The following is a 16,676-nucleotide window of genomic DNA, read 5'->3' as shown; positions in this document are numbered from 1 at the left end:
CGCCGCCCCTACAGCCAGCCCCGTTCGTCCGCCACCCGCACCGCCTCCATCCGGTTGCGCGTGCCGGTCTTGGCGATGACGGACGACAGGTAGTTGCGCACGGTCCCCTCCGAGAGGAACAGGGCCGCCGCGATGTCCGCCACCGTGCCGCCCGCCCGCGCCGCGTGCAGCACGTCCCGTTCCCGCCGGGTCAGCGGGGACTCGCCGGCCGCCAGCGTGGCCGCGGCGAGGTCCGGGTCGACGACCCGCTGGCCGCGGGCCACCCGGCGGACGGCATCGGCGAGGACCTCGGGCGGCGCGTCCTTCACCACGAACCCCAGCGCGCCTGCCGCCATGGCCCGCCGCAGATACCCCGCCCGCCCGAACGTGGTGAGCACGACGACGCGGCACTCCGGCACCTGTTCGGCCAGGTCCGCCGCCGCCTCGAGCCCGTCGCGCCCCGGCATCTCGATGTCGAGGAGCGCGACGTCGGGACGGTGCGCCCGCGCGGCGGCGACGACCTTGTCGCCGCGGTCGACGGCGGCGACGACCTCGAAGTCGTCCTCGAGATCCAGCAGCGCGGAAAGGGCGCTGCGGATGAGGTCCTGGTCGTCGGCGAGCAGCAGCCGGATCATGCGGACTCGTTTCCTTCGTGCGCGGGGGCGGGGTCGCGCGGGGATCCTTCGTACGCGGAAGCGCGGTCGTGCGGGCTGCCTTCGTACGCGGGGGCGAGGGCGGGGTCGCGCGGCGACGTGGGCACGGACACCCGCAACACCCAGCCGCCCTCCGGTCCCGGCCCCGCCCGTACCGCTCCGCCGGCGGCCGCCGCCCGCTCCCGCAGCCCGGTCAGCCCGTTGCCCGCGGCGGCCGTGCCGCCCACGCCGTCGTCGCGGATCTCCACGGACGCCGGGGTCAGCTCGACGGTGCAGCGGGTCGCCCGCGCGTGCCGGACGACGTTGGTCAGGCCCTCCCGTACGGCCCACCCGAACAGTTCCCTGCGGTCCCCGGCAGGCGCGTCGGTCGCCGAGGGCAGCTCCGCCTCGATCCCGGCGGCCCGCAACAGTTCGCGCCCGCGGGCCAGTTCACCGGCGAGAGTCACCTCCCGGTAGCCCGTGACCGCGGCCCGCACGTCTCTCAGGGCCTGCCGGGAGAGCTGCTCGACCTCGGTGATCTCGTCGATGGCGCGCGGCGACCCCTGCGCCGCGAGCCTGCGGGCGAGTCCGCTCTTCACGGTGATGACGGTGAGCGAGTGGCCGAGCAGGTCGTGCAGATCGCGGGCGATCCGGTCCCGTTCGGCCTGGGACGCGAGGTCGGCGACCTCGGCGCGGGCCGCGACGAGCGCCCGGTTCGACAGGGTGATCTCCCGGAACGCGTACACGGTGAGCGCGGTGAAGACGATGGCGATGGCCTCCAGCCAGCCGAGTCCGCTGTGCCAGGGCCGCACAGCCCACGGCACGACGAGCGCGGCGAGGGCCGCGGCCGCGATGACCACGAGTCCGTGCCGCGGCAGGAGCGCCGCGGTGAACGAGACGAGCACCGCGCACAAGAAGAAGGCGTACTCGTGGGCGAAGGGCAGCGTCGCGAGGAAGAGGGCGGTCATCACGCAGCCGAGCACCGCCGTGATCCGCCGCTCGGCGCCCCGGCCCAGCATCGCCATGGCGGCTGCGTAGCAGCAGCAGAACGCGACCAGGAGGGCGTAACCGGCGACGGCCGCCCCGCCCGTGGCGTACTGGGCGACGCCGACCGCCGTCACGATCGGATAGGCGAGCATTCCGGCGGCGAGTCCCGCCCGCCGCCAGCCCTGGGACCAGCGCTGCGGATCACGGTCCGCGGCCCCGGTCCCCTGCTCCTCCATGGCGGGCACGCTAACACCGCCGACGACCTGCGGCATCGTCACCGGGAGGGGAAGTGGGCGCGGACGCCCCGGCCGTTGGCGATGATCACGACACCGAGCAGCAGCAGCCCGCACACGCTCTGCTCGACACGCAGCCACACCGGGAAGAGACCGGGCAGCGCGACGATCACCACGACGGCCACGAGCATCACGGCCGTCACCAGCCGCAGCCGGAGGTAGGCGCGGCGCGAGCCGCGGGCCGCGTGGGCGGCGAAGGCGTAGGTGAACACGGCGCTGGCGACGACGAGGACCGTGCGGGTCCACACCGCGTCGTCGACGACCGAGGAGTCGTCGCGCAGCAGGACCACGGCCACGAGGGTCGCGACGCTGAGCGCGAGATACGCGGCGACGAGCCGCTTGACGGGGCGAAGGGCCTGATGGGTGGGTACCGGAGTGTCCATGGGTTCATGGTCGGCGCGGAGCCGGTCGCGGCGGCAGTGAGCCCGTCCACGACCCGCCCATGACATTTGTCAGGGTTCCCGGGCGGCGCCGGTGGCTTCTTCCCGGCCGTCCAGGGCCTCCGCGCCGAACAGCACCCGCATCGCCACCTCACGGTAGTGGCGTACGTGGTGGAGGGCGCGGTCGGCCGCGAGGTCCACGTCTCCCGTCCTGATCGCCTCGTACAGGGCCTGATGTTCCTCCCACACCGCGTGCGGGTCGTCGACCTGTTGGAACAGCCAGCGCATCCGGCCTTCCAGAGGTTGCAGGGTGCTGGCGAGCAGCGTGTTGCCCGCAATCTCCACGATGTGGTGGTGGAAGTCCGTGTTCGCGCGGGAGATGCGGGCGGGCTTCCCGGTGCGGGTGGCCCGCTCCGCGCTGGTCAACAGCCGTCCCAGCGCGGCGATCTGCGGCTTCTGGGCCCGCTCCGTGGCGCGCCGCACGGCGAGCACCTCCAGGGCCTCGCGCAGGTCGAAGAGGTCGAGCACGTCCTGGAACGCGAGCTGCTTGACGACGATCTTGCGGGCGGAGACCGCCTCCAGGAAGCCCTCGCTGAGCAGCACCCTGATCGCCTCGCGCACCGGGATCCGGGACACCCCGAACTCCTCGGCGACGTCCCGCTCCAACAGCCGGTCCCCCGGCCGCAGTTGGCCGGAGATGATCCGGTCCCTGATGCCCTCGCAGACCTGATCGCGCAGCCAGCCCGGCTCGCCGGACCCCGCCTGTGCCATGCGCCCTCCCCCCGTTTCCTCCCCGTGAATTGATGCTCACGGTATACCAACGCCTTGACGGACGACGGTCCGATCCGCTTTCTTTGGTATGCCATAGCTCGTGCACTGCACGTCACAAGCGTGCCCACCTGTCCGGACCGTGGACCTTCGGGGTCCCGTCAACAGAGGGTTTGCCATGCAGTCAGCCAATCCGCCGCAGGTCGCCGACGCGGCCGCACCGGACACGAGAACCACCAAGTCCCCGCCCAGCCGCACGCGTTGGAAGGTGTTTCTGCTCCTCCTCGGCATCGTCACGCTGAACTACATCGACCGCGGCTCCGTGTCCGTGGCGCTGCCGCTGATCACCAAGGATCTGCATCTGTCGAAGGAGGTCACCGGCTTCGTCCTGAGCGCGTTCTTCTGGACGTACGCGCTGATGCAGATCCCCGGCGGACGGCTGATCGACCGGTTCGGGCCGCGCCGGATGGCCGGCGGCGCCACCATCGGCTGGGGTGTCGCGACCGGCGCCACGGCGGCCGCCACCGGCGTCGGCTCGCTGCTCGCGGCCCGGCTCGCGCTCGGCGCGGTCGAGGCCCCGGTGATGCCGGCCGGCGGCAAGCTGAGCGCGCACTGGCTGCCCGCGAAGGAACGCGGGCGCGGCGCGGTCCTCATGGACGGCGGCGCCCCGCTCGGCTCCGCGCTCGGCGGCATCGCCATCTCCGGCCTCATCGCCTGGACGGGCAGCTGGCGGATCAGCTTCGTCGTCGCGGGCGCGGTGACCGTGGCGGCCGGCGTCCTCGCCCTGCGGTACCTGCGCGACACCCCGCGCGAGCACGTGGGCGTGAACGAGGCAGAGGCGACGTACATCGAGCGGGCGCACGCCGCCGAGGACGCCGCCGCGCCCGGCGAGGACCGGCCGGCGAAGCTGCGCGACTACGTCAAGTACCGCTCGTTCTGGGGCATGTGCCTGGGCTGGATGGGCTTCAACGGCGTCTTCTACGGGCTGCTCACCTGGGGCCCGCTGTACCTGTCGGAGACCAAGGGCTTCGACATCAAGTCCATCGGCTGGTCCACGCTCGTCATCTTCGGCGCCGGGTTCGTCGGCGAGCTGATCGGCGGCTGGCTCGCCGACCACTGGCGCTCGCGCGGCACCGCGGCCAACACCGTGCTGCGCACGCTGATGGGGATCGCGGGCGCGGCCGTGACGGCGGGCCTGCTCGGGGTCGTCCTGGTGCCGGACGCGATGACGGCGGTCGCGCTGCTCTCCGTCGTCCTGTTCTTCCTGCGCTGGGCGGGCCTGTACTGGGCGCTTCCCTCCACGCTCGGCGGTCGCGCCAACGCGGGCGTGGTCGGCGCCGCCATGAACCTGTCCGGCAACATCGCGGGGATCGTCACGCCCATCGCCGTCGGCTTCATCGTCGGCGGCACCGGCTCCTACACGTGGGCGCTGCTGTACTTCGTCGGCGCGGCGCTGCTGTTCACCGCCGCGTCCCTGGTCATCGACTACTCGAGGAGGCTCGTCGTCCGATGAATCATCCGGTGAATCATTCGTTGAGCGAGAACCGTCGCCCGTTGCGCGTAGGCATGCTCACGCCGTCCTCCAACACCTGCCTCGAACCCGTGACGTACGGGCTGTTGCAGGGCGCGCCGGGGATCGCCACCGCGCACTTCGCGCGGGTGCCGGTCACCCGGATCGCCCTCGACACGGGCAGCGACGCCCAGTTCGCCCCCGAGCCGATGCTCGCGGCGGCCCGGCAGCTGGCCGACGCCAAGGTCGATGTCCTGGTGTGGAACGGGACGTCGGGGTCCTGGCTCGGCATCGAGCGGGACCGTGCCCTCGCCGCCGCGCTCACCGCGGAGACCGGCATCCCGGCGACGACCTCGACGCTCGCGCTGCTCGACGCCTGCGCCGCCTACGGGGTGAGCAGGCTCGGCCTCGCCCTGCCCTACACCCGCGACGTGGCCGACGCGATCGTGTCGACGTACGCGAAGGAGGGCCTGGAGTGCGTGCTCGCGGAGCCCTTCGGCGAGCACGACAACGAGGCCTTCGCCCGGATCCCGCCCGCCGACGTGGCCCGCCAGATCGAGGCGGCGGCCACCGACGGCGCGCAGGCCGTCGCCGTCGTCTGCACGAACGTGTACGGCGCCTTCGAGGCTGACCGGCTCGAACGGGCCCTGGATCTCCCGGTGTTCGACTCGGTGAGCGCGACGCTGTGGCGGGCGCTCGACCTTGCCGGGGCGCGTCCGTCGTGGTCCGGGCACGGGCAGCTGCTGCGCGACGGCAGCCTGCGCGCACAGGTTCAGAGCACTTTGGAGACGCTGCTGGCGGCGACCGGCGCCGACCGCACGACGTTCCGCGTCGACCTGCCCGAACACGGGCTGCACGTCGACCTCACCGCGGGCGAGGCCCTGGGCCCCGGCGTGCGCTCCATCCGCCGCGACGCCTCGCTCGACCAGCGCCGCCTGAACACGGTCGAGTGGCTGGAGGCCGAGCGCCGGGCGCTGGTGCAGCCGCACTTCCGCGAGGCCCCGCACCCGCCCGAGGCGCTGATCGACGTATACGGCGTACGCGCCCAGATGCTCTCGCCCGTACAGACCGGCACCGTACAGACCCGCACCGCGCTCACCGGCTGGATCTCCGTCCACAGCACCCGCGAGCGCGACTGGACGGACACCGACCGGCAGGCCCTCGCGGCGGCCACCACCGAACTCACCGCCCAACTCCCGTAACTTGAGGAGCAGTTCACCCATGCCCAAGGACATCCAGATAGCCCTCGGGGTCGACGTCGACGCGGTCGCCGGCTGGCTCGGCTCCTACGGAGGCCAGGACTCCCCCAACGACATCCAGCGCGGTGTCTTCGCCGGCGAGATCGGCACCCCGCGCCTGCTCAAGCTCTTCGAGCGCTACGGCATCCGTACGTCGTGGTTCATCCCCGGCCACTCCATCGAGACGTTCCCCGAACAGACCCGGATGGTCGTGGACGCGGGCCACGAGATCGGCGCGCACGGCTACTCGCACGAGAACCCGATCGAGATGTCTCCGCAGCAGGAGGAGGACGTCCTCGCCAAGTCGGTCGAGCTGATCGAGCAGTTCACGGGGCGCGGCCCCAAGGGCTATGTCGCACCCTGGTGGGAGATGTCGGAGTCGACGGCGGCCCTGCTCCACAAGTACGGCTTCTCCTACGACCATTCGCAGAACTACCGGGACTTCACCCCGTTCTACGCCCGCGTCGGCGACTCCTGGACGAAGATCGACTACGCGGGCGACGCGAAGGACTGGATGAAGCCGCTCGTGCACGGCCACGAGGTGGACCTCGTCGAGTTCTGCGGCAACTGGTACGTCGACGACCTGCCGCCCATGATGTTCAACAAGCACGCCCACAACAGCCACGGCTACGTCTCGCCGCGCGCCCTGGAGCAGGACTGGCGCGACCAATTCGACTGGGTGCACCGGGAGTTGGACTACGCCGTCCTGCCGATCACGCTCCACCCGGACGTCTCGGGCCGCCCCAACGTCCTGCTGATGCTGGAGCGCTTCATCGAGTACGTCTCCGGCCACGAGGGCGTGTCGTTCGTGACCCTGGAGGACGCGGCCGACACCTTCCGGCGCCGCTTCCCGTTCGGGGGCACGGAGCGCCCGGCCGACATGCGCTGATCCTTTACACGGTGGCAACGGGGGGCGCTCCAGCGGAAACGCGGTGCGCCCTCCCGTGTAACAAGCGGCTTCTACCTTCACTCGCGTTTGCGGTATACCAACCGGTCCTCACCCTCACGGAGGGGCACATGACCAGCGCAGAAGAGTACGAACACGCACCAGTTCCGCCCACTGCCCGCAAGAGCCTCCCGTCGGTGGCCGCCGTCTGGTTCGGCTTCCCGATGAACCTCGGCAACGCCGTCTTCGGCGGCGTGATCGTCTACAACCTCGGCCTCGTCCACGGCCTGCTCGCGATCCTCGTCGGCAACCTCGTCCTGTTCGGCTACGTCGGCGCCCTCAGCCACTACGCGGGCCGCACCGGCAAGAACTTCGCCCTCCAGGCCGCCGACACCTTCGGGCGCCGCGGCAGACTCGCCGCGGCCGGGTTCCTCGCCACCGTCGTGATCGGCTGGTTCAGCTTCCAGGTCGGCCTCACCGGCACGACCCTTCAGGACACGCTCGGCTGGACCCCGCTGTGGGGCGCACTGCTCGGCTGCGCGATCTACACGCTGCTCACCGTCGCCGGGATCCGCGCCCTCGCCCTCGTCGGCGCCGTCGCGACGCCCCTGTTCGTCGTCCTCGGCGCGATCGCCGTCGGCTATGGCGCGGGCCACACCTCCGCCTCCGACGCCCTCACCTATCAGGGCGTGGGCGGCACCCTCGGGTTCGGCGGGGCCGTCGCCATCGTCATCGCCGGGTTCGCCGACTCCGGCACCATGACGGCCGACTTCACCCGCTGGTCCAGGAGCGGGCGCAGCGCGGTCGCCGCCACCGCCTTCGCCTTCCCCTTCGCCAACTTCGTCGCCTACGCGCTCGGGGGCGTCGTCGTCGCGATCGGCGGCTCGGCCGATCCCGCGGCCGACGGCGGCGGCTTCCTGCCCCTGCTCACCGGTCACGGCCCGCTGCTCACGGCGCTCGCGGTGCTGTTCGTCTTCGTCAACCTCGGCTCCGTCGCCTCGCACTGCCTCTACAACGGCGCCGTCGGCTGGGCCGCACTCACCCCCGCCAAGATGCGCCCGCTCGCGCTCGGCCTGGGCCTCCTTGGCCTGCTGTTCGCGCTCAGCGGAGTGTGGGGCCACTTCGTGGACTGGCTGAATCTGCTGGGCGTGTTCGTGCCGCCGATCGGCGCGGTGCTCATCACCGACCAGTACCTGCGCCGCAAGGGCCGGGCGGCCGTCGTCCGGGACTACCGGTGGGGCGCGCTCGGCGCGTGGGCGGCCGGGGCCCTGGCCGCGGGGCTCGCGCACTACCTCCTGCCCGGCTCCGTCGATCCACTGTTCGGCATAGTGGTCGCGGCGGTCGTCCATGTCCTGGTCGAGCGTCGTACGGCGCCGCGGCCCACCCCTGCCGAGCCCGCCGTCGACGTGGCCGGCACCACCACCGTCTGAACCGGAACAACGGAAAGGCCCCCACGTGAACCCCACCGACGCCGGCGAGATCTGCCGTCTGTCCGCCACCGAGACCGCTGCGCTGATCCGCTCGCGGGAGCTGTCCCCCGTCGAGGTCACGGACGCGGTGCTCGACCGGATCGACGCCGTGGACGGGGAGTTGGGCGCCTTCTGCACGCCCACGCCCGACCTGGCCCGGGCCGCCGCCCGGCGGATCGCGGACGACATCGCCGCGGGCCGTGACACGGGCCCGCTGGCCGGTGTCCCGCTCGGCGTCAAGGACCTGATCTCCACCAAGGGCATCCGTACGACCTCGGGCTCGCACGCGTACGCGGACTTCGTGCCGGACGAGGACGACATCGTGGTGGAGCGGTCGGTGGCGGCGGGCGCCGTCGTCCTCGGCAAGACCAACGCCACCGAGTTCGGCTACAGCGCGACCGGGCACAACCCGCTGTTCCCGGTGACCCGCAACCCGTGGGACCTCGACCGCACCCCGGGCGGCTCCAGCGCGGGTTCGGCCGCGGCCGTCGCGGCGGGGCTCGGTCCGGTGGCGCTCGGCAGCGACGGCGGCGGCTCGGTGCGGGTGCCCGCCGCACTGTGCGGGATCTTCGGGTTCAAGGCGTCGATGGGACGGGTGCCGGTGTATCCGGGGTGCCGCGACGAGCGCTACCCCGGCGTCTCCGGCTGGGAGTCGGTCGAGCACATCGGGCCGCTGACACGCACCGTCGCCGACGCCGCCCTGATGCTCTCGGTGCTCACCGGCCCCGACCCGCGCGACCGGCACTCGATCCCGTGCGCGGACGTGGACTGGACCCGGCGCCGCCCGACCGGCCCGCTGCGCATCGCCTACAGCCCCGACCTGGGCCGGGTCGCCGTCGACCCCGAGGTGCGCCGGGTGGCGGACGACGCGGCGCGGGTCTTCGAGAAGGACCTGGGCGCCGAGGTCGACCGGATCGACCTCCAACTCCCCGACTACAGCACGGCGTTCGGGGCGATCGTCGCCGCCGAGACGGACCTGACGGGTATGCGGGCGATGGCCGACCGGCTCGGGCCCGCGATGTCCCCGCACCTCGCGGCGCTCGTACGCACACCGTGGACGGCCGAGCAGTTCACCGACGCCAACCTGGTGCGCAAGGCGGTCGTGAACCGGGTGGCCCGGCTGATGTCGACGTACGACCTGATCCTCACCCCGACCACCTCCGTCGCGGCGTTCCCCGTCGGGGTGCAGGGCCCGGAGCTGATCGACGGGCGGATGGTGCCGACGGACCACTGGACGTCGTTCACCCCGCTCGCCAACCTCACGGGCCAGCCCGCGGCCTCACTCCCGGCGGGCCGCACGCGGGGCGGGCTCCCGGTCGGCGTACAACTGATCGGCCGACACCTCGCGGACGGCGCGCTCCTGGACGTGTGCGCGGCCTACGAGGAGGCGGCGCCGTGGCGGGACGCGTGGCCGACGGCGGTGTGACGGCAGCTGTGTGACGGCACGACCGTGTGACGACGACGCCTACCGCACATCCCCGTACTCGCTCAACACCCCTTCAGGCGCAAGCGCGTTGACGTAATGCGCCGGCCCGTGATCGTCGAAGGAGTACTTGAACGGGAGCGTCCGCGTCAGCGCCAGGCGGGCCGCGAAGAAGGCGAGGGGGGCCACGACCGCCAGGCCCGCGAGGCTGTCCATCTGGGGGTAGGGCAGGGCGGGTTCGAGCCGTTCGACCCAGCCGTCCTCGCGGGCGCGGGCCGGGATCGCGGTCATGCGGCGCAGCCGCCGCAGAGGGTTCGCCCCGGTGAGGAGATCGCCGGGGAGTGCGACCGCATCGGCCGCCGCGTCGGCCACCGCCGTGAACACCGCGTCCACGGCCCGGCGCGGCCTGCGGAAGTGGAACTCGCGGCCGAACGGGGCGTACGGGCCGACGGGGCGCGGCGGCAGCGCGGGCACCACGTCGCGGTCGTAGATGTAGCGCAGGAGGCGGTCGCGCAGCAGGTGGGTGCCGTTGCTGTCGACCGTGTCCGCGCAGGCTTGCGCCAGGTCGGGGCCGCCGATCATGGGCTGGCCGAACGTGTAGACGGCGCGCAGGCAGCGGGCGATGTGGGCGTAGCGCGGTTCGTGGACGAGGGTGACCGCCATCAGGGCCGCCATGGCCGCGCCCAGGCTGTGACCCGTGATGTAGAGCGCTTCGAGGCCGGGGCCGCGGGTGCCCTTCTCGTCGGGGTCGATGGACTCGCCGCGCACGGCGCGTTCCAGGGCCTGGAGGATCAGATAGCGGGTGGAGCGCATGTTGCGGTAGAAGCCCGCGTGCACCGCGTACTCGGCGCCGTCCAGGTCGACGGCGAGGGTCTCCGGGCGGACGTCGGCGTCCGTGAGGATGCTGATGATGTCCTCGGGCTGGGTGCCCCGGTAGCAGAGGATCGCGATCCGGCGGTCCTCGTCCTGGATCAGATAGGCCGCGGAGGCGATGTAGAGCGCGTCGACGCGCTGTTCGAAGACGCGGCACCTGTTGCGTTCCAGGCCGAGCCGTGTCGCCATCATCGCGACGGTCTCCGCGTCACCGCTCTGCGCGTGACCGGCGTACGCGTACGCGGCCAGGGTCGCCATCGTGTGCGGAAGCACACCCGCCGGATCCGGATGTTCCTTGTCCTCCCGAAGCAGGCCCGGCAGTTCGGGGTGGACGGGGAAGGTGGTCCTGCCCGGTTCGACGAACGTGGCCTCCTTGAGGGGGCGCAGGTCGGCGAAGGCGGGTCCGTGCACGATCGTCTGGCGCATGGCACCTCCCGAAGCGGGGCTGTGCAGCACACCATCGGCGCACGGCAGCGTCAAGGCGTCGTCGATCGGCCATGCGCGGGGCCCGCGGGTGGGGCGGGAGAGGGGTGGGCGACGCGCGGTGCGGGCATCCGGCAGGGGCCGGGCCCTGACCCGCGCAAACCCCCTTGGGCGCCGTCGAGTTCGCGCGCGCGTACATGGCGGGAACGGTCGCTGCGGCAGGTCCGACGGCGCCGATACGGTCGCTGCCCTCCCCTCTGTGCCCCGCTACGCCCCCGCTCCAGGAACCTTCTCCACGTACCTTCGACAGGGACGGCAACCGATGGCCGAGAACGAACGTCAGGCCTCTTACAAGCCTGCGCAGTACGAGCGGTACGAGGGCGGCAGTCCCGAGGCCGAGCGCCTCGTGTTCGAACGCCTCGCGCGCGAGATCATGAAGGTTCAGGTCGCGAACCGGCGGGCCAGTGGCGCCCCCGGCTACGAGCGTGCCTTCCACGCGAAGGCCGCGCTCGGCGTGGAGAACGCCCGCCTGCGGTTCAACGACGACCTTCCGGCCGCGCTGCGCGGCGGCTTCGCCCAGCCCGGCGCCGAGTATCCGGCGACCGTACGGCTCTCCAGCGCGAGCGGCATGCGCGGCCCCGACGGGGCACCCGACCTGCACGGGATCGCCGTGCGCGTGAACGTGTCGGCCGAGCAGAGCCACGATCTGCTCGCGACCGGTTTCCCGGTGTCGCACGCCCGCGACGCCCGCGAGTTCGTGGCCTTCGCCAAGGCAATGGCCGGGGCCCGCAATCCGCTGCAGAAGGCGTTCGGGCTGTTCGTGAAGCTGCCGATCGCCGTCGGCCTCGGCACCGCGAACCGGATGCGCCGCAACGTCCAGGCCGCCACCCGACACACCGTCAACAGTCTTGCCCGCGAGACCTATTGGAGCCGCGGCGCGATGCTGTGGAGCGAGGCGGGACCGGTCCGCTTCCTGCTGCGGCCCGCCGTGGGCGGCGGCCCCGAGCCGCGCCCCGACCGCCGCGACCCGAACTTCCTGCACCGGGAGCTCGCGCGCCGGCTCGGCCGCGGCGACGTCGCCTTCGACCTGTGCGTGCAGCGCTACGTCGACGAGCGGCGCACCCCCGTCGAGGACGGCTCCGTGGAGTGGAAGGAAGCGATCACCCCACCGATCCCCGTGGCCCGGCTGACCATACCGAGCCAGGACATCACGACGGCCGAGGCCCACTCGGCGGCCCGGCGGATCGAGGAACTCTCCTTCAACCCCTGGTACACCACGGAAGGCTTCCGCCCGCTGGGCAATCTCAACCGGGCCCGCAAGGCCGCGTACCGGGCGAGCAGCGCGCAGCGGCACGGCACCCGCTTCACCCCGCACGAGCCGCTCAGGAACCGGATCCTCGGCGCCCCCATCGGCTTCGTCTTCCGCATCCTGAACCGGTATGTGCCGTGGCACCGGCTGCCGGTGGACCTGAGCCTGCTCAACCTCGTCTTCCTACGGAAGGTGCTGCGCAAGCTGAACCTGATCGACACCGATGTGCAGGAGGCGCCGCCGAAGGCCGAGCCGGTGCCGGTCCCTGTCGACGAGCGGCTGCGCACGGAGCGGTCCTACGACGGCACGTACAACGATCTGTCGGAGCCGAAGATGGGCGCGGTGGGCGCCGCGTTCGGCCGCAACCTCAAGCCGGTGCACCGGCCCGACCTCTTCGACACCCCGAACCCGGTGACGGTCAGCCGCAGCCTGCTGGCGCGCGACAGCTTCGTCCCGGCGACCTCGCTGAACATCCTGGCGGCGGCCTGGATCCAGTTCCAGGTGCACGACTGGGTGAACCACCGCCGCTACAAGGAGGGCGGCAAGACGGTCGAGGTGCCGCTGCCGCCGGGCGGCGGGACGTGGGTCAACACGCCCGACGGGCCCGAGGAAAGCATGATGCGGTTCGCCGAGAACGAGGGCATCGAGCTGCCCGGCGACAAGCCGCCGATCCTCTTCGGGAACACCGCCTCGCACTGGTGGGACGGCTCCGAGGTGTACGGCGGCGACGAGCGGACCGCGAAGCAGCTGCGCGAACCCGAGGGCGGGGCACGCCTGTTGCTGGACGGCGGGCACATCCCGACGAACCGGGCCGGCATCCCGATCACCGGGTTCAAGGACAACTGGTGGATGGGGCTCAGCTCGATGCACACCCTGTTCGCGCGCGAGCACAACGCGGTGTGCGACGCGCTGCGCTCCGAGTACCCGTCGATGAGCGAGGACCGGATCTACCACACGGCGCGGCTCGTGGTCTCCGCGCTGATCGCGAAGATCCATACGGTGGAGTGGACGCCGGCGATCCTCGCGACGAAGGCCATCGACATCGGCCTGCGCACCAACTGGGAGGGCCCGCCGAAGAGTTGGCTGAACCAGCTGGGCCTGTGGCTGCTCGAATCGCACTCCCTGACCGGCATCCCGAAGACGATGCCGGACCACCACGGCGCCCCGTACTCGCTGACCGAGGACTTCGTCACGGTCTACCGCATGCACCCGCTGATCCCCGACGACTACGAGCTGCGCGAGCACCGCTTCGGGCAGCGCCTCGAAACGCTCGGCTTCAACGACATCCAGGGCGCGGCCGCCGAGAGCCAGATCCGCAAGACGGGCCTGGCGGACACCCTCTACTCGTTCGGCATCGCACACCCCGGCGCGATCACGCTGCACAACTACCCGAAGTCGCTGACGCAGTTCCATCGCGAGGGCGAGATCATCGACCTGTCGGTGGTCGACCTGGTGCGCACCCGCAGGCGCGGCGTGCCGCGCTACAACGACTTCCGCGCGGGCCTGCACAAGGAGCGCATCCGCCGCTTCGAGGACCTCACGCGGGAGCCGGAGACCCTCGCGCGCCTCAAGGAGGTGTACCGGGACGTCGACGAGATCGACACGGTCGTCGGCCTGTTCGCGGAGAACCCGCCCACCGGCTTCGGCTTCTCCGACACCGCGTTCCGCATCTTCATCCTGATGGCGACGCGGCGGCTGCAGAGCGACCGCTTCCTCACCGTCGACTACCGCCCGGAGATCTACACGCCGCTCGGCATGGACTGGGTGGAGAAGGGCGGCATGAAGTCCGTGATCCTGCGGCACTGCCCGGACCTCGCGAGCCTGCTGCCGCGCGACGCGAGCGCGTTCGCGCCGTGGCGTCCGGTGTCGCCGGCCGAGAACGGTGGCGGGCATGGCTGAGGCGTCCTCGGGTCACCAGGGTCTCGACGACCTGCTCGCGCGCCCGCTCCTGAAGACGATCTGGCGCCGCCGCACCCACCGGGTCTCCCGCGGCGCGTCGGTGCCGGCCGGATCCATGAGCTACAGCTCGAAGCACGAGCCGCAGCCGCTGAGCGAGCTGGAGGAGGCGCTGCTGATCGCCGTCACCGGCTCGACGGGCCTGACGATGCCGGACCGCCCCTTCGAGGACCCGCGCGACGGCAAGCCCATCATGTCCAAGCCGAACCTGACCATGACGGGCCGCACGGCCGGCAGCCCCGACAACGCGCAGGGCACGTACTTCTTCCTGATCAACGACAGCGGTACGTACTTCCTGCGCAGGCTGCCGGCGGCGCCGCACGAGCCGTTCACCGCGAAGGCCTTGGTGGAGCGGGCCGCGCAGTCGAAGGTGAAGGTCCTCGACCACCGCCTGGACGTCGCCGAGGGCCTGCGCGACTTTCCGGCCTATCTGGACTCCAACCGCTTCCTGTCCAACCTGCCGGGGACGACCGTCCTGTTCCCGGTCGTCGACCTCTCGCACCAGTACATCAACGCCCTGATGTACCTGCTCACGCAGCCGGACGGGGCGCGCCCGACGCTCGTCGACGACCGCAATCTGTACCGGGCGGCGGGCGTCAAGAAGTGGGTCGACAACGGGTTCCTCAACAAGGACCTGAAGCTGCCGCTCGGCGCGCTCGGCCCGATGCGCACCCAGATCGAGGCGGACCTGCTCCTCCAGACGGTGATGCTGACGGCGGAGGCGATGGGCCTCGGCGCCTGGATCCACGCCTCCATCAACCCGGCGATCGCCATGGGCGACCCCAAGTTCACGAAGACGTACGGGAGGATGCTCGGCTTCACCTTCGTCACGCCGCGCTGGCGCCTCGCCGACCTGTGGCGCTGGCACGTCCCGCTGCCCAAGTACGCGAACCTGCGCTCGCACCCGGTGGGCCTGGCCGACCCGGCGACCGGCGAACCGCTGATCGCCGCCGCCTGCCCGCCCACGCACGCCTCCATGTCGGACGCGGTCGACGCGATCGTCGACGCCAAGTTCGGCACCGGCGGCACGTACGGCGACAAGGACGTCTTCTCCCGCATCTACAAGGAGGACTACGGCCAGCGCTATCTCGCCGAGGCCAGCGAGTACGACGAGCGCGTCATCGACTGCGCCCGCGACATCTGTACGTACATCCTGGCCACGCACCGCCGCTTCCCCGCGCACACGGACGCCATCCATGTGCCGGGGGTCTGGCTGCAGGCGCACCACGTGGAGGGCGAGTACTACGAGCGCTTCTTCACGAACGGGCTCACCGACGCGCACCGCGCGCACGACACGCTCTGGGACGGGGAGCCGATGAGTTGAGCCGGTCCGGGCGGTCTTCCTCTGTACGCTCGCGCTCACGCGAACACGCCACGGCACCCGTACGCATTGGAGGATCGCCCGATGACCGAGAGCACCGGCCTGACCGAGGTCCTGGCCCCACACGTGTCGAAGGGTCCCGTGCCGGGGGCCGTCGGGCTCGTGGCCCGCGGCGACCGGGTGGAGGTGGCGGCCGTCGGCCACACCGACACCGAGGGCGGGACGCCGATGGCCCGCGACTCGATCTTCCGGATCGCGTCGATCACCAAGCCGATCGTGGCGGCGGCCCTCATGACGCTCGTCGAGGAGGGCCGCATCGCCCTGGACTCGCCGCTCTCGCACTGGCTTCCCGAGCTCGCCGCGCCGAACGTGGTGCGCGATCCGGCCGGCCCGATCGAGGACGTGGTCCCGGCGGCCCGCCCGATCACGGTGGAGGACCTGCTCACCTTCCGGGCGGGCTGGGGCTTCCCCTCCGACTTCTCCCTCCCGGCCGTGCAGCCGCTGTTCGCGCTGATGGACCCGCACCACCCGCAGCGGGTCCCCGAGCCGGACACCTGGCTGGCCTCGCTCGCCGGGGTGCCGCTGCTGCACCAGCCCGGCGACGTCTGGCTCTACAACGTCGGCTCGGACATCCAGGGCGTACTGATCTCCCGCATGACGGGCAGCTCGCTCCCTGACTTCCTCGCCGAGCGGATCTTCGAGCCGCTCGGCATGGCCGACACCGGCTTCGAGGTACCCGCCGCCAAGCGCGACCGCTTCACCAGCGCCTACGTACCCACGGCCGACGGCGGCGCCGAGCTCGTCGACGCCCCGGACGGCCAGTGGAGCAGTCTGCCCGCGTTCCCCTCCGGCGCGGGCGGGCTCGTCTCCACGGCCGACGACTGGCTGGCGTTCGCCCGGATGCTGCTCGCCGGCGGCGGGTCCGTGCTCTCCGCGGATTCGGTGCGGCTGATGACCACGGACCACCTGACCGCCGAACAGCGCGCCGCGAGCGGCCTGTTCACGGAGGGCGAGGGCTGGGGCTTCGGCGGCTCCGTCGACGTCACCCGCACCCACCCCTACAACGTGCCGGGCCGCTACGGCTGGGTGGGCGGCACCGGCACCGCCGCCCACCTCACACCGACGACCGGGACGGTGTCGGTGCTGATGACCCAGCTCGCGATGAGCGGGCCGACGCCGCCGCAGATCATGCGGGACTTCTGGACGTACGCGGCGTCCTGAGCGCGCTC

General features: G+C 71.9%; 13 protein-coding genes. 8 read left to right on the top strand and 5 right to left on the bottom strand.

The window, feature by feature from the left end:
• Positions 1–8 precede the first annotated feature (8 nt).
• The 4 genes from OG746_RS17880 to OG746_RS17865 form a co-directional block, all read right to left on the bottom strand.
• Positions 9–614 carry a response regulator transcription factor gene (locus tag OG746_RS17880; RefSeq protein ID WP_266715660.1) on the bottom strand — a complete coding sequence of 202 codons (606 nt, stop codon included), beginning with the start codon at positions 612–614 and terminating at the stop codon, positions 9–11.
• A complete protein-coding gene (locus tag OG746_RS17875) occupies positions 611–1,834 on the bottom strand; it encodes a sensor histidine kinase (protein WP_266715658.1) in 1,224 nt (407 codons plus the stop codon). Before OG746_RS17875 ends, OG746_RS17880 begins: the two co-directional genes overlap by 4 nt.
• A gap of 38 nt (positions 1,835–1,872) precedes the next feature.
• The gene (locus OG746_RS17870; RefSeq protein ID WP_266715656.1) at positions 1,873–2,274 is read right to left on the bottom strand and encodes a hypothetical protein; all 402 of its coding nucleotides are present in this window, start codon (positions 2,272–2,274) and stop codon (positions 1,873–1,875) included.
• 69 nt (positions 2,275–2,343) lie between these two features.
• Positions 2,344–3,042, bottom strand: coding sequence for a GntR family transcriptional regulator (locus OG746_RS17865; protein WP_266715654.1), 699 nt, complete (start codon positions 3,040–3,042; stop codon positions 2,344–2,346).
• Positions 3,043–3,217: 175 nt separating this feature from the next.
• Here OG746_RS17865 and OG746_RS17860 point away from each other — a divergent pair, with 175 nt between their 5' ends.
• The 5 genes from OG746_RS17860 to OG746_RS17840 all read left to right on the top strand — a co-directional run bounded on the left by OG746_RS17860 (position 3,218) and on the right by OG746_RS17840 (position 9,568).
• Positions 3,218–4,552 carry an MFS transporter gene (locus OG746_RS17860; RefSeq protein WP_266715652.1) on the top strand — a complete coding sequence of 445 codons (1,335 nt, stop codon included), beginning with the start codon at positions 3,218–3,220 and terminating at the stop codon, positions 4,550–4,552.
• A gap of 41 nt (positions 4,553–4,593) precedes the next feature.
• Entirely contained in the window at positions 4,594–5,751 is a 1,158-nt protein-coding gene (locus OG746_RS17855) for a maleate cis-trans isomerase family protein (protein WP_266715650.1), read from the top strand.
• A gap of 19 nt (positions 5,752–5,770) precedes the next feature.
• Positions 5,771–6,676 carry a polysaccharide deacetylase family protein gene (locus OG746_RS17850; protein ID WP_266715648.1) on the top strand — a complete coding sequence of 302 codons (906 nt, stop codon included), beginning with the start codon at positions 5,771–5,773 and terminating at the stop codon, positions 6,674–6,676.
• A gap of 128 nt (positions 6,677–6,804) precedes the next feature.
• On the top strand, positions 6,805–8,103 hold the full coding sequence (locus tag OG746_RS17845) for a purine-cytosine permease family protein (RefSeq protein ID WP_266715646.1): 1,299 nt from the start codon (positions 6,805–6,807) through the stop codon (positions 8,101–8,103).
• Positions 8,104–8,128: 25 nt separating this feature from the next.
• The gene (locus OG746_RS17840; RefSeq protein WP_266715644.1) at positions 8,129–9,568 is read left to right on the top strand and encodes an amidase; all 1,440 of its coding nucleotides are present in this window, start codon (positions 8,129–8,131) and stop codon (positions 9,566–9,568) included.
• Positions 9,569–9,607: 39 nt separating this feature from the next.
• Here the strand turns inward: OG746_RS17840 and OG746_RS17835 are convergent, their stop codons facing one another.
• Positions 9,608–10,864: a lipase family protein gene (locus OG746_RS17835; protein WP_266715642.1), complete on the bottom strand. Its 1,257-nt coding sequence runs from the start codon at positions 10,862–10,864 to the stop codon at positions 9,608–9,610.
• Positions 10,865–11,183: 319 nt separating this feature from the next.
• Between OG746_RS17835 and OG746_RS17830 the strand changes: the two genes are divergently transcribed.
• The 3 genes from OG746_RS17830 (at position 11,184) to OG746_RS17820 (ending at position 16,668) form a co-directional block, all read left to right on the top strand.
• Positions 11,184–14,069 carry a peroxidase family protein gene (locus OG746_RS17830; protein WP_266715640.1) on the top strand — a complete coding sequence of 962 codons (2,886 nt, stop codon included), beginning with the start codon at positions 11,184–11,186 and terminating at the stop codon, positions 14,067–14,069.
• On the top strand, positions 14,062–15,450 hold the full coding sequence (locus OG746_RS17825) for a hypothetical protein (RefSeq protein ID WP_266715638.1): 1,389 nt from the start codon (positions 14,062–14,064) through the stop codon (positions 15,448–15,450). The genes OG746_RS17830 and OG746_RS17825 overlap by 8 nt, the downstream gene beginning before the upstream one ends.
• Positions 15,451–15,531: 81 nt before the next feature.
• Entirely contained in the window at positions 15,532–16,668 is a 1,137-nt protein-coding gene (locus OG746_RS17820; RefSeq protein WP_266715636.1) for a serine hydrolase domain-containing protein, read from the top strand.
• Positions 16,669–16,676 lie beyond the last annotated feature (8 nt).

Source organism: Streptomyces sp. NBC_01016, assembly GCF_026341035.1.
In the GTDB taxonomy this organism is placed as follows: Bacteria; Actinomycetota; Actinomycetes; order Streptomycetales; family Streptomycetaceae; genus Streptomyces.
This window is presented reverse-complemented; position numbering and strand designations above follow the sequence as displayed.

Coding starts and splice junctions, on each gene's coding strand:
- OG746_RS17880 (WP_266715660.1), bottom strand. CDS start 614: ATGATCCGGCTGCTGCTCGCCGACGACCAGGACCTCATCCGCAGCGCC.
- OG746_RS17875 (WP_266715658.1), bottom strand. CDS start 1,834: ATGGAGGAGCAGGGGACCGGGGCCGCGGACCGTGATCCGCAGCGCTGG.
- OG746_RS17870 (WP_266715656.1), bottom strand. CDS start 2,274: ATGGACACTCCGGTACCCACCCATCAGGCCCTTCGCCCCGTCAAGCGG.
- OG746_RS17865 (WP_266715654.1), bottom strand. CDS start 3,042: ATGGCACAGGCGGGGTCCGGCGAGCCGGGCTGGCTGCGCGATCAGGTC.
- OG746_RS17860 (WP_266715652.1), top strand. CDS start 3,218: ATGCAGTCAGCCAATCCGCCGCAGGTCGCCGACGCGGCCGCACCGGAC.
- OG746_RS17850 (WP_266715648.1), top strand. CDS start 5,771: ATGCCCAAGGACATCCAGATAGCCCTCGGGGTCGACGTCGACGCGGTC.
- OG746_RS17845 (WP_266715646.1), top strand. CDS start 6,805: ATGACCAGCGCAGAAGAGTACGAACACGCACCAGTTCCGCCCACTGCC.
- OG746_RS17835 (WP_266715642.1), bottom strand. CDS start 10,864: ATGCGCCAGACGATCGTGCACGGACCCGCCTTCGCCGACCTGCGCCCC.
- OG746_RS17830 (WP_266715640.1), top strand. CDS start 11,184: ATGGCCGAGAACGAACGTCAGGCCTCTTACAAGCCTGCGCAGTACGAG.
- OG746_RS17825 (WP_266715638.1), top strand. CDS start 14,062: ATGGCTGAGGCGTCCTCGGGTCACCAGGGTCTCGACGACCTGCTCGCG.
- OG746_RS17820 (WP_266715636.1), top strand. CDS start 15,532: ATGACCGAGAGCACCGGCCTGACCGAGGTCCTGGCCCCACACGTGTCG.